The organism is Dysgonomonas hofstadii (assembly GCF_014196915.1).
Lineage (GTDB): Bacteria > Bacteroidota > Bacteroidia > Bacteroidales > Dysgonomonadaceae > Dysgonomonas > Dysgonomonas hofstadii.
Genome location: NZ_JACIEP010000025.1, coordinates 21,984 through 34,401, shown reverse-complemented (window position 1 = coordinate 34,401; position 12,418 = coordinate 21,984). Strand labels below are relative to the sequence as shown.

The 12,418-nt window shown below is 38.1% G+C and carries 14 protein-coding genes and 2 pseudogenes; 7 read left to right on the top strand and 9 right to left on the bottom strand.

Translation table 11 applies throughout. From position 1 onward, the window contains the following. The first annotated feature begins 188 nt into the window (after positions 1-188). Genes GGR21_RS20120 through GGR21_RS20100 form a run of 5 tightly spaced genes read left to right on the top strand, consistent with a single transcriptional unit; the run spans position 189 to position 6,092 of the window. Positions 189-1,091: a HamA C-terminal domain-containing protein gene (locus GGR21_RS20120; RefSeq protein ID WP_183309038.1), complete on the top strand. Its 903-nt coding sequence runs from the start codon at positions 189-191 to the stop codon at positions 1,089-1,091. Positions 1,092-1,093: 2 nt separating this feature from the next. After that, positions 1,094-3,643, top strand: coding sequence for a DEAD/DEAH box helicase (locus tag GGR21_RS20115; protein ID WP_183309037.1), 2,550 nt, complete (start codon positions 1,094-1,096; stop codon positions 3,641-3,643). Between the two features lie 21 nt (positions 3,644-3,664). Next, a complete protein-coding gene (locus GGR21_RS20110) occupies positions 3,665-4,783 on the top strand; it encodes a PIN domain-containing protein (protein ID WP_183309036.1) in 1,119 nt (372 codons plus the stop codon). Further along, the gene (locus GGR21_RS20105) at positions 4,770-5,894 is read left to right on the top strand and encodes a DUF3800 domain-containing protein (RefSeq protein ID WP_183309035.1); all 1,125 of its coding nucleotides are present in this window, start codon (positions 4,770-4,772) and stop codon (positions 5,892-5,894) included. Before GGR21_RS20110 ends, GGR21_RS20105 begins: the two co-directional genes overlap by 14 nt. 12 nt (positions 5,895-5,906) lie before the next feature. Further along, positions 5,907-6,092, top strand: a complete 186-nt coding sequence (locus tag GGR21_RS20100; protein ID WP_183309034.1) for a hypothetical protein — start codon at positions 5,907-5,909, stop codon at positions 6,090-6,092. Between the two features lie 128 nt (positions 6,093-6,220). Here the strand turns inward: GGR21_RS20100 and GGR21_RS20095 are convergent, their stop codons facing one another. The 8 genes and pseudogenes from GGR21_RS20095 to GGR21_RS20065 form a co-directional block, all read right to left on the bottom strand. Next, on the bottom strand, positions 6,221-6,448 hold the full coding sequence (locus GGR21_RS20095) for a hypothetical protein (RefSeq protein WP_183309033.1): 228 nt from the start codon (positions 6,446-6,448) through the stop codon (positions 6,221-6,223). Next, positions 6,445-6,783 (bottom strand): hypothetical protein, encoded by a 339-nt coding sequence (locus GGR21_RS20090; RefSeq protein ID WP_183309032.1) that lies wholly within the window; start codon positions 6,781-6,783, stop codon positions 6,445-6,447. The genes GGR21_RS20095 and GGR21_RS20090 overlap by 4 nt, the downstream gene beginning before the upstream one ends. After that, on the bottom strand, positions 6,780-6,962 hold the full coding sequence (locus GGR21_RS20085; protein ID WP_183309031.1) for a hypothetical protein: 183 nt from the start codon (positions 6,960-6,962) through the stop codon (positions 6,780-6,782). Before GGR21_RS20085 ends, GGR21_RS20090 begins: the two co-directional genes overlap by 4 nt. A gap of 51 nt (positions 6,963-7,013) precedes the next feature. After that, a complete protein-coding gene (locus GGR21_RS20080; RefSeq protein WP_183309030.1) occupies positions 7,014-9,002 on the bottom strand; it encodes a ParB/RepB/Spo0J family partition protein in 1,989 nt (662 codons plus the stop codon). A gap of 32 nt (positions 9,003-9,034) precedes the next feature. Continuing rightward, positions 9,035-9,247: pseudogene (locus GGR21_RS21155) on the bottom strand (DUF7688 family protein); the annotation flags it as partial. Positions 9,248-9,259: 12 nt separating this feature from the next. Continuing rightward, a pseudogene (locus GGR21_RS20940) lies at positions 9,260-9,478 on the bottom strand (DUF3873 family protein); the annotation flags it as partial. Between the two features lie 2 nt (positions 9,479-9,480). Continuing rightward, positions 9,481-9,693, bottom strand: coding sequence for a hypothetical protein (locus tag GGR21_RS20070; RefSeq protein ID WP_183309028.1), 213 nt, complete (start codon positions 9,691-9,693; stop codon positions 9,481-9,483). 12 nt (positions 9,694-9,705) lie between these two features. Next, positions 9,706-9,945, bottom strand: coding sequence for a hypothetical protein (locus GGR21_RS20065; RefSeq protein ID WP_183309027.1), 240 nt, complete (start codon positions 9,943-9,945; stop codon positions 9,706-9,708). 483 nt (positions 9,946-10,428) lie between these two features. Between GGR21_RS20065 and GGR21_RS20060 the strand changes: the two genes are divergently transcribed. Further along, positions 10,429-10,725 (top strand): helix-turn-helix domain-containing protein, encoded by a 297-nt coding sequence (locus GGR21_RS20060; protein WP_183309026.1) that lies wholly within the window; start codon positions 10,429-10,431, stop codon positions 10,723-10,725. Further along, positions 10,718-11,041 carry a helix-turn-helix domain-containing protein gene (locus GGR21_RS20055; protein ID WP_183309025.1) on the top strand — a complete coding sequence of 108 codons (324 nt, stop codon included), beginning with the start codon at positions 10,718-10,720 and terminating at the stop codon, positions 11,039-11,041. The genes GGR21_RS20060 and GGR21_RS20055 overlap by 8 nt, the downstream gene beginning before the upstream one ends. Before the next feature lie 63 nt (positions 11,042-11,104). On the opposite strand, the gene GGR21_RS20050 is transcribed toward GGR21_RS20055, so the two are convergent. Next, a complete protein-coding gene (locus GGR21_RS20050; RefSeq protein WP_183309024.1) occupies positions 11,105-12,418 on the bottom strand; it encodes a site-specific integrase in 1,314 nt (437 codons plus the stop codon).

Sequence of the window (12,418 nt, the reverse complement as noted above, 5' to 3'; positions counted from 1 at the left end):
ATGAAGAATAAATATCTTTAATCAATCTCATCCGAGAGCACTTAGTGGTATACTTTTCAATTACTAAGTGGACTACTTTTCAATTATATTATACACTATTAGAGAGCCTTCTGATTATAAATCAAACAAATAAATATTATGTTAAAATAATTGTTAACTTTGTGGTATTCAACAGTAATTAATATTTCATGCCTTTAAGAACGGATGTACAAAATAATTTTTTGAATTTGTTTTCTAAAATAATAGAAAACGAATCGTTGGAGAATGGGAATACATTAAATCTTTTTGCTTTAAAAATAACCAATAACTGTTTCTCTTACGAAACACTCACGGAAGAATTAGGTAATATCCTCACAACGTATGCTCTTTCTCGTAGTACATATGATGAATTGTGTACTCAGAAGAAATATGGGTCATTAGTTGCAAAGGCTAAAGAAAAATTAAGAAAAGCAGAAAGTAATGACGGAGAGCTTGGGGAAATATTGTTGTATTGTATGTTAGAGTCTCATCTAAATGCTCCTAAATTATTAACAAAGTTAGAACTGAAAACGGCTGTAAATAATTATGTAAATGGGGCAGATGGAGTACATCTTTTGAAAATAGATGATTCAACATATCAATTTGTCTTTGGTGAATCCAAGTTAGACGCCAATCTGCAAACCGGAATCTATCAGGCGTTTAGTTCTATCAATACTTTATTGAAAGATGACCTGAATAAGTTGCGATACGAAATTAGTTTGGTTAATAGCAATATATTAAAAGAAACTGCAACCGAAGAATCTACTACTGTATTAAAAAAGTTATTAATCCCGACGGAAAATGACGAAAATCTGAATATTGACCACTCTTTTGGTATTTTCCTTGGGTTTGATATTCCTATAACGGATGAGGAACGAAAAATGAAAAATTCTGATTTCCGAACTTTGATGAATAGTAAGATAGAAAAGGCCGTTAGGGATGTATTGACAACACTCAATAACCAAATCAAAAAGAGTGAATTTACAGGTTATAGTTTTTATATCTATATTATTCCTTTCTCAGAATTAGATAATACTAGAAAGAAAATTATAGAAAAACTTAAGACTGCGTAAGTATGGTATTAGCTGACGAAATTGCATTAGAGATATTATCAAATCAGTATTTTCTTAAACTCTTTAAGATTTGTACAGAACGCTCAATTTTTCATCAGTTAAAGATTGATAACAAAGATTCTTATTCAGAAAAAGAGTTTAAAGATTTACTTCGTTTTGCTGATTTATTGTCAGTTACATCAATATCAGAAGCGAGAAATTATGCATACAGAATAATAACATATCTCAACCCATATTTTCAGCAAAACCCATACTATTGTACAGTATCTAAAGCAGTTTATTATAATCTTGGAAATTTTCCGGCAGTAGCTTATTTGGAAAAAGAAAACAACAATCAATCGGAGTTACCATTTGACCGATTAGTTGAATTAGAAGCAAAGAAAATAATTCAAGAAGTTCCAGAATCAGAAGGAATATTTTTCACAGACACACAGTATAAACTATTTTCCGAGTTGAGTAGTGCCCGCGAATTTAGTTTTTCGGGGCCAACATCTATGGGGAAGTCTTTTATTATTAAAGCATTTATTCGTAAGGCTATACAAAATAAACCACCTGAGAATTTGGTAGTGCTTGTGCCTACAAGAGCTTTAATTAATCAATTTGCTTTAGAATTAAAAAAAGACTTGGGAGTACTACTTGAGCAATACAAGTATAGAATTGCTACCAATTCTAACATCTCTGAATTTTCCACAGAAGAAATTATTAATTACATAATGGTGTTAACGCCAGAAAGGTTGATTAGCTATATTTCTCAAGAGAATCCTCCTATTGGATTTCTTTTTGTTGATGAAGCCCATAAGATCGCTCAAAATGAAGATTCAAGGAGTATCACAACTTACACATCCATAGAGAAAACTCTTAAAAAGCATCCTAATATAAAACTATATTTTTCTTCTCCGAATGTATCTAACCCAGAAGTTTTTCTTAAAATATTTCGAAATACTCAAGAGAAAAATCATTTCAAAACAAATGAAACTCCTGTTGCTCAAAACTTATATTTTGCAGACTTAGAAAATGGAGAGTTTTCTTATTTTTCAAATAATGAACTTATTAAAATAAAAAGTCCGCTGTCTAATAATGTTAAAACAATTAATCAGGCTTTATCACATTTAGGAAAGAGGAGTAATCTTGTTTACTGTAATACCAGATCAAGAACGATTGAATATGCAAAGTCATTTGCCGATACAATTAATTTAGAAGAAGGAAATAAATCATTGAATAAGGCTTCTCGAATTATCCGAGAATACATTCACCCTGATTATTATTTAGCTGAAATCATAAAAAAGGGGATTGCATATCATTTTGGTAATATGCCGCAATTAATAAGGAACTTAGTCGAGGACTTATATCAAAAGGGTGAGATTAATTTTGTGTTTTGTACATCAACATTGTTAGAAGGGGTAAATATGCCTACTCAAAATCTTTTTATTCTTAATAACAAAAAATCAACAAAAACATTAAAACCAATCGATTTTTGGAATCTAGCAGGCAGAGCTGGGCGACTATCTAAAGAGTTGCAAGGAAATGTATTTTGTGTGAAGCATTCAGATTGCTCTTGGGATGATACTTCATTTTTCAATAAAAAAGAAATTGAACTTGTTCCATCTGTTTTCTCTCGCATCAATCATAATCTAAAGAAAATTGAAACTCTATTAAAAGGCAATGAAGTTAAATCAGGTTCCGAAGAAGAAAAAAATATATTGAAATATATAGCTAATATTATATGTATAGATACTTTAGAACCAAAAACGGGCTACTGCAGTCCAATTATTGATGAATTAATTAAGAAAAACAAGAATAACATCATAGAATTGGCAAAATCAAAAGCCTCAAAATTAGAAACACCGTACTCAATACTGAACTCAAATGAATCAATCGGGTTAGATGCTCAAGATATTGCCTACAAACGTTTAAAATATTTACATGCCCAACGAACATCTATAACTTTGCCTAAGCAAGTTAATTACGAATCATGTAAAAATACCCTGCTCTCATTTCATAAACTCTACAACTGGAAACAAACCAACAAGCATTTGTCTGATGAAAATAGCTTGAAATATTATGCAACATTAATGAACAAATGGATTAATGACGAAAGTCTAAATCAAATTATTTCAGGCTCAGTTGATTATTATTCAGGGAGTGGGAAAACATTAAAGGTGTCATATAATGAATATGAAGCTTTTAATAAATCAAACAAAACACATGTGAATATTCTAATCGGCAATATAATCAATGATATAGAACATATCCTTCGATTTCAATTTGAGAAGTATTTTAACCATTATTACTTAATGTTGAAAAATTTATTAGGAGAGGAAAAAGCTGGCGAGAATTGGGCTACTCTATTAGAATACGGAACACAAAACCGAATAATGATCGCTTTACAAAACATGGGATTATCCAGACATACTACAAGTAAAATCAATAAAGAATGTAAAGGTGCATTAACCGTAGAGAATGGAAAACTTAAAAATATAAATAAAGCGATTCTATTGGCAAAGTTCACTCCCGGAACTTTGGAGTATGATGAGGTAAGAAATTTATTGTAAATCATATACATTTAAGTATATATGAAAGTAGTTCTTGACACAAATATAATTTTTGGTGATTTCCACCTTAAAGGTGCAAAAATTAAAAATTTATGTGAATCGACAAAGTCAATAGGAGGTACAGTGTACATTCCGGAATTAGTAATTGATGAATCTATCAACAAATATAAAGAACAATTGCAATTAGGAAACTCTAAAATAGATAAGGGAATATCCGATTTAAAAAGACTTATTGGAAAAACGGTTTTTGATAACCCTATTACCGATGAATATATTATCAAAGAAGTAGAAGAGTATCAAAAAGAATTTAGGAAGCAAATTAAAAAATTAGGAATAAACATTATCCCATACCCAACCATAAAGCATAAAGAACTTGTTAAAAGAGATCTGGCGAGAAAAAAACCATTCCAAGAAAGTGGAAAGGGTTATAGGGATGCTCTAATTTGGGAGAACGTAAAATCTCTATGTGAAAAATCACCCGAATTATTTGATATTCCTAAAATTGTTTTCATCAATAAGAACTATAAGGATTTTTGCGAAAAAGATTTTTCTCTACACCCCGATTTGAAAGAAGATTTAGTAAATAATGGGCTTCAAGAAGGCTCTGTTAGGATTGTAGAAGAAATTGATATATTCGTTAATGATTATATAAAGCCACAACAAAAGATACTCAAAAGTATCTTAACAAAACTAAATAAGAACAAGCGATACAATGATATTGATTTAAATTCTGAAATAGAAGATAGAGTTATAAAATACTTGTCACATCGTGAGTTTGATTATGAAGAAAGCCCATTCAGACAAGAATTTGAAAACCCATCAGTTGTTAGCGTTGATGAACCTTCATATACAGTAACAGACGTCCGGCAAATTTCAGAGGATGAAATTCTTATTGAAATTGATGTGGATGTTGATTGTGAATTTGATTTCTTCATTTTCAAAAGTGATGCAATGTGTATGGATGAGGATGAGTTGCCTTATATATGGAACAACGATTGGAATAAGCATTATATGGCAGCTTCAAAAACAATTCCGGTAAAGCTAAAAATGTCTTTAATTGTTGATACTGCTTTTAATGAGATACTTTCAGATGATATAGAAATCGTTCACCCAGAAATAGATTACCATGATAGATTTTGAAGTTAATGAAATAAGAACATTTATCAGATTATCAAATCCAACATTAGATTTTGATTCAAGTTTCACCTTTTACTATGACGAAACAAACAATATAAAAACATTTTATGTAAGGGAGGATGGTTTCAATTATTCCTTTCATTCAAATTTCGTTTTAGGTGGTGTGTTATATGAAGGAGATAAACCTCAATTAGATGATATTTTTCATGGATTAAGATTGCAGCCTAATGTAAAAGAGGTTAAATTAAAACATATAGCACATGGTGAGTTTCAGGATTGCTTAAAATCAACCAAGCTTGATGCTTTTCTAAAAAAGATAATAGACGCACCGGTATATCTGCACTATACAAGCTTAAATTTTTTGTATTGGTCTATTGCTGACATTGTTGACTCTGCTATTGTGAACTCCAAAATAGCACAACAACTTGGAATGCCTTTCGCTAATAAGCTCAAAAACGACCTATATTTTCTATGTAAATGTGAAATAGAAGATGTAATTGCTATATTTAGTCATTACAAATATCCTAATTTGAGGAAAGAAGACATTATTCCATTTATAAATAGCTTATCCCAGTTGTTTGTGAAATATGAAGACGACTTTAATTTCCATTTTGGATTAACGTCGCTAAAACAAATACTGCGAGAATCTGAAAAGAAGGAATCTCTACCTTTTATAATGGATGAAAAGGATCATGTGTTATTGGAAAATTTCACTCATTTTTATTTAGCACCTCTTTATAAGTTCAAAAATTCTAATCATATATTTGATAACGAGAATGATATTCAGACTGCAATTGGAGAACATCGGTTATTGGACAATGGTGTAGAGTTTAAGAATTATATTTTCGAAGATTCGCAAAACGATGTATTTATTCAAGTGTCAGATGTATTAGTAGGTTTAGTAGGAAAAATGACCTCTTTTATAAATACCCATACTCACCGTGAAATAAGAGAGGAAATAGGTCGATTTAATGATATTCAACTTGTAAATCTTGATAATTATCTTGACTTGTTAAATAAATCCGACTTTAAAAATAAAGCTTTCCTACACAATGTTGATAGTTATGAAGAAGTTAATAAAATGCAGTTAATATCTGATATTCGAAGCAAATAAAGATTTAAAAATATGAGAACATTTATTGTAACTTTCAGAGTAGAAGGAGAAATTCATAACTTAGAATTTTCGGATAATATCCATAATGAAAAAGTGAGAGAAGCAAATGCGAAAGTTTGGATTAACGATTATGTGAAAAATCAATTAGGGAAAAAAGGGGTAATATTTCAAATAATCAGCATCAATCCAGTTGAATAGATGCTGAATAATGGCTTTTTGCTTCTTTTTCTCCCGCATAAAGCCCCGCTAATTGCTCATGGAAAAAGAAGTCCGGGCAAAGTTTCCTCGACCCGGACATGAGTTCTTAAAATCACAACAAAAGGCATTTACAACCCATTTTCGACCATGTAGTGCAGTCGGGCAGCCACCCACTCAATCGAGGGATTGCGCGGATAGTGGAACGTTTTACGGCGTAAATTCACAATTATAAGACGGTCGGTACGAAGTTGCACCGTTTCGCAATTCGGTTCAATCTCGTGTAAAAGCTCCTCCAGTTCATAAAACTGTGTTTGGTTGGTAACAACGGGATTGCCCGTATAGGTTTCTATTCTCATAGCTCTATGTCTATGCGTTGAATTTTCCACCATCCGTAAACCTCGCCTCCGTTGGCGGTGGTACTGCACAACTCCCCCGCAAAAAAGTTCTGCGATAACATACTGCAAATATGTTCTTCGTCCGTTTCCGACAAATTGTGTCCGCCACCGTCTAACCACCATTCGACATTGTGAGCGCAAAGGCGTACAACGCCCTGCGAAGTATCGCTTTGCTCGTCTTGGGTTTCAAAACTGTACAGGTTTTCATCGCATTGGGGGCAATAATACGGATAGTCTAATTTGGTTTCCCTTTCTACCTCTGTATTGCACCTGTTGCAAAATCTGTGTGCTCTCATACCTCGCCGAATTTATCAATTTCACACTCAATGATAACAACCTCCGCATCATAGGTGTATAATCCGTTCGTTTTGGCGTGGTCTATCGCTTTTACCTCCGTGGAGAATACGCCGAAAAATACACGGCTCGCCTTTGTTCGGTGTACGTCCGTTTGAAATAATACAAATACTGCTTTCATAATCGTTATAATATGAAGCGGGAAAAATCCCGCTCCTGTTAATACTTTCGTTTATACTGCTGTGGCAACCTTTGCCGTTTTGCCTTTTGGGGGTACGGTTACAATCTGTACCCTTCCCGCTGTCGGCGTTGCTGTGGTGGCAGGTTTAGACTGCATTGTTACAACTGCATCCGCTTTAGGAATTACCGCTACCGCTGTGGTGGTCACTGTGTTCGGCTTATCGGCTTTCTTTGCCTGTTTTTCGTCCGATTTAGCGGGTTTTTCGGCTTTGGCGGGTTGCTCTGCCTTTTTTGCTTTAGCATCTGCTTTCGTTTTCTTTTCAGCCTTTTTCAGCCCTGCGATACGTTCATCCAATCGAGCATTTTTCTTGCCGTAATCCTCGGCGTGGGTAGCCTCGATTTCTGCCGTTTTCTTGGGTAGGTGCTGTTTAGCGAACATTAGTAGCAAACCGCCTTTTGTATCGACAACGGTGCTTGTCCTCTCGGTTAGGTGGCTATACAGGTAGTCGCGCCGTATTACGGTCTTTTGCTCTTCGGTAAGGGTAGAGGCTATTTCGAGCCTTTTCTCGTCCGTCAATCCGTAATAATCGTTTTCTTTCAAGCCTACGGCTTTGTAGTGGCTACGGCGCAATTTCGACAACATGAAAAAATACATGGCTGTTTCTTCGTCTGCGGTAAACGCCGACTGTGGCAGTTCGTCCGTCCGCAAAAGTTCTTTCACGCTCTCGGCGGTCTTTTCTGCTTGTAATTCGGTGTTGCGTTTCTTCTTGGCGGTAAGGTCGGCGATTAATTGCTCGTTGCTTTTGGTGTCTTTGGTCGCTACCTCTTTGTAGTACATTCTTACATTGCTATCGCCGATTTTAGCGTACACACGTATTTTGCCCTGTTCTTTGAGTTCGTCAAGGTGCGCCGTCTGCTTGGTGTACCGTTCCTGTTCCTTACCGTATTTCTCCTGCGCCTTGTCAAAATCTTCGGGTTTAGAATACTCGGAGGCTTGCGGTGCGGTCGGTGCTGTGGGGTATGAATCGAGGTTATACGTTTGCACGTTCTTAAACTCGTACCCGCCCTTTTTGATTATTTGGGTTGCCTCGTTGTCGTGGCTGTACTGCTCCCCGACAAAAACGAGTTTCGGGTCGTGCAGGGCTACGGCTTGCGCCTGTTCTACGAGGTACGCCGTTTGCTTATCCGAAAGGCATTTTTTATTGGTACACTTGCCACAACCGCCACCCTCTGCGAACAGGTCGAAATTATTGGAGTTGTGAATACATTTCAGACACTTGCTTTTGTCGAAACTGTAATTTTCGAGGTTGTTTGTATAACAGTTCTCTATTTTGCCCGACAATACCCCTGCGGAGATACTGCACCAATCGCCGTTACCGTCCTTACCTAAACGGTCGTTCAAAATATCCTCCTGTATTTTCTTGTCATACTTACTTATCACTACCCCTGCCGATGCGGTCAGCTTACCCTCTCTTACAAGTTTGGCAATGCCTTTAATGAGGTCGCAAAGTTTCAGCGTTTGGTAAACGTGCTTTTCGCTCTTACCGAATTGCAGGGCAAGGCTTGCCACATCGTACCGCTTGGTGTCGATAAGGCGTTTGTAAGCCTCTGCCGCCTCCATTGGTGGCACGTCCTCCCGCTGTAAGTTCTCGGAGATTGAAAGGTCATACGCCTGTTCATCGGTTGCCTCCCGCACAATGGCGGGGATTTCGGTAAGTTTCAGCATACGGCACGCCCTAAAACGGCGTTCCCCGCAAATGATTTCGTAATGTTCGCCTTTCTCGCCTTTGCGCCGTACTGTAATGGGTTGTATCAGTCCATGAACGGAGATACTTTGCGCCAGTTCTTTGAGTGCATCAGCATCGAACGTCTTTCGGGCGTTGTAGTTGCTCGGCTCTATGAGGTCGGACGGAATGTTTACGGCTTTCTCCACGCCTTTAGCGGTTGCGCCTGTTGCTACACTTGCGTTTTCTGCTACGCTCTTGCTGTTCTCTGTTGCTTGTACTGCTACGGCTGTGCCGTTGTTCTTAGTTGCTGTCATAATTGTAATTATTTGAATGATTTATGATTGATTTATAACTCTTTGCGTATTTCGCCTGTCCGCACGGTTACGCCGTCCGCTAACATTTCTATTTTTCCGTATTCAAAACCCATTTGAGGGAGGGCAACGTATTGGACATAGTTGCAATAATCTTCGGCGGTTTGGTAGTTCTTGCCTGTCAGATTGTTGAAAATCATTGGTATTGAAATACCGTCTTCGGATATTAATACCGTTTTGTCGCCTTGTATAATTGCCTGTCTTTTTGAGGCTTTGAGTAGCTTATCGGCTATCCAGACATCCCGCTCCTGTCTGCATCTTTCGAGGGTCGGCAACACTACGGAAAACAGTTCTCCGTCCGTGTGTCGGTAGTCGTATTGGTAAAACCACTTGCCCCGCCTTGCCTCGAAACGTTCGTAATTTTCCTGTCCTGTGGCGCATAATGATACGCCGTTTACTGTCATTTTACTTGCTGTCATGGTTATTGCTGTTTTTTAGGGTTATTGGCACAATGAGGACATACTACAAGGATTTCAAGAATATCATTGTCTTGCCTGTTCGTTACTTCGTATGCTATTCGTACTGTTCCGCATCCGCACGTTCTTGGCTGTGGGTTAATGGCAAAGCTGTTACAAGGGAAATTCTGTGTGTGGCTTTCCAGAGAGCCTACCGAGTTGAAATAATTTGGTTTCATGTCTTTATCGTTTTAGAAAATTAATACTATCAAAAGGAGTATAAAGCCAATGATTACGGCAAGTGAAAGGAGGCAGGAGAGAACGCCCTTAATGATTACCCACGCTACATATATCCCTGCTACCACCGCCACGAATGACCAACCCCAAAGGGCAAAACCCGCTACCGCAAAGGCTATTTTCAAAACCCAACCTATGCTGATTGGAAGGTTTGAGAATCGTTGTTTCCTGTTTTTTTCTGCTGTCCGTATCATAATTCTGACTTTTTTTTTAACGCTATGCCGTATCGGAGCCGGTTATGAGTGATCGAGTTTCAGGGGCAGGAAAAGGTAGTGTTCAGCCGATGCAAGTTTTTCGGGTTAAAATACGCTCGCCGGAACGGAAAGAGGAAGATTTTTCACGAAACCGTTAGGCTCGAACTTGTTTCGGCGTAAAGAACACGGAAATACTTTTGCGCATGAAATCGAACACTTCATCGGCGTAGTCGGCATTCCGCTAAAAGAGGAAGAAATTATGAGATACGGATAGCTGAAAAAATCCCCCTTTACTCCCGGATAGCCCGAACAGGGAGTACAAAAAGCGGCTGATTTTACTTTCCGCCCGAATCAATCTGCACTTTAGGTATAGACAAGTGCAGACGCAAGCTACCAGCCCGCAAGGGATTGATATGTGGTGTATTTTAAAGAATTACCTTTGTTTTCCCGTAATCATAGTATGAACGAAAAAGGTAAAATAATATGGAGATAGTAAATATAGAAGCCCATACCTTTGAGGCTATGATGAACCGATTTGAGGCTTTAACTCAAAGGGTTGAAACAATATGTAAAGACTATAACGGCAATGAAAGGAAACAATGGCTGGATAGTCAGGATGTTTGTGTGATTCTGAATGTAAGTAAACGCAAACTGCAATACTTACGCGATACGGGAGAGTTGGGATATACGATGATCGCCCACAAGGTCTTTTACAGACCGGAAGATGTACAGGGAATGATTGAACGGCTCTCTAAGGGAAAGGAGGCAAGTCATGAATAACGGCTTTGACAATGTGGAACCCGGCAACGGATTACTGACAAAAGGCAGCCCACAGATAATCGCCTTTTTTGCTGCATTAGACCGGATGCTGGACGGTTTGGAGAGTATGGCGAAAGAATGCCGGCCTGTACTCAATGGAGAGCGTTATCTGACCGACAAAGAGGTTGCCGAGTGGTTGAAAGTCAGCCGCCGGACACTTCAAGAATGGCGGTACAATGGCATCATCGGCTATGTACAGATAGGCAGTAAGATTCTGTTCCGGCAGAGCGATATTCAGAAATTACTCGAAGAACATTTACGGACGGCATTAGAATAGCTCCCATGTAAATGTCTAAATGAAACGGCTGTAAGAATTTGCTCTTACAGCCGTTTTGCTGAATTACGATTCCGGTTTAACTTCATCTTTCCATTTGCTGTACCTGCCGCATTGATAAACGCGGGAAGGCATTTTGTCGTCGGGAATGGCATACGAATCTTTGGTCTTTTTAGACAATATGCCGAAATCACGCCCGACTTTCTGATTGGTTATTTCCGCATAAATTTGTGTTGTGCGGATATTGGAATGCCCCATCATTTTACTGATCGTTTCTATGGGAACTCCGTTAGACAGGCAGGTTTCGGTCGCGAATGTGTGGCGTGCCGTATAGAATGTGAGGTGGAAATCCAACTTACATATTTCCTCTATCATTTTAAGGCTGCGACAAAGGCTACAAGTCGCAGGGACATAAAAGATTTTATTTTCCTTGCCCTCTCTTTTGTATTTCTCTATGATTTGAAGCGGAATGTCCAATAGTTTGATACGGCATTCGGCTTTTGTTTTCAGGCGATTAATGTAAATCCATTTTGAACCGTCTTTCTCCGTAATAATATGGTCGGTGGTAAGCTCTGCCAATTCCGCCCTGCCTAAGCCTGTAAACACGGCGAAAATAAAGAGGTCGCGGGTATGGCACAAGCGGTAAGTCCGCAGGTCGGCATTCATAATTTTTTCAAGCTGTTCGCCTGTCAGGTAGCGATGGTTTATGGGCGGTATTTCCAGCCTGTAACCCGCAAACGGGTCGCGTTTCAAGGTGCGCTGTTTGACGGCAAGCCGACCCATTTTGCGCAGGAGAATCAGATAATCATTCAGCGAAATAGTTTTGAGCCTTAACACGGTCGATAGGTAAAAATGGAAATCCTTAATAAACTGCATATCAAGGGAGCGCAAAGGTATATCCTCCACCTCATATTTATATTGCAGAAAATTGTAGAGGTGCTTCCGGGTAGTCAGGTAACGTATATAGGTATGGCGGGCACGGTCTATGCCAACCCGTTTTGCATATTCTTCGTTATGTTCATCCATCAGGGCAATAAGGGTTTCTTTAGCCTGTGCCCTGCCTGTAACTGCATTCCTGACCATTTCGGAAGAAACGTAGCCAATAGTATCCACGATTGTTTTATAGGCTGTCTGTGCTTGTTGCTCCAACTCGTCAAGCCGGATATTAATGTCTTTAAGCATTTGCTTATCTTTAGCATTGCCGCCTTTAATAAGAACCCTGCCTGCCTTTACATCCCAAAGTGCGGGGTTAATATCTTCGCCCGTATAATACTGGCTGACTTTCCTGTCAATGGTGATTCTACCCATGACAGGACAACTACCGTCTGCTTTTATTTTTTGCCTGTTTATGTAAAACAGCGTTTTGAATGTACTTCTCAT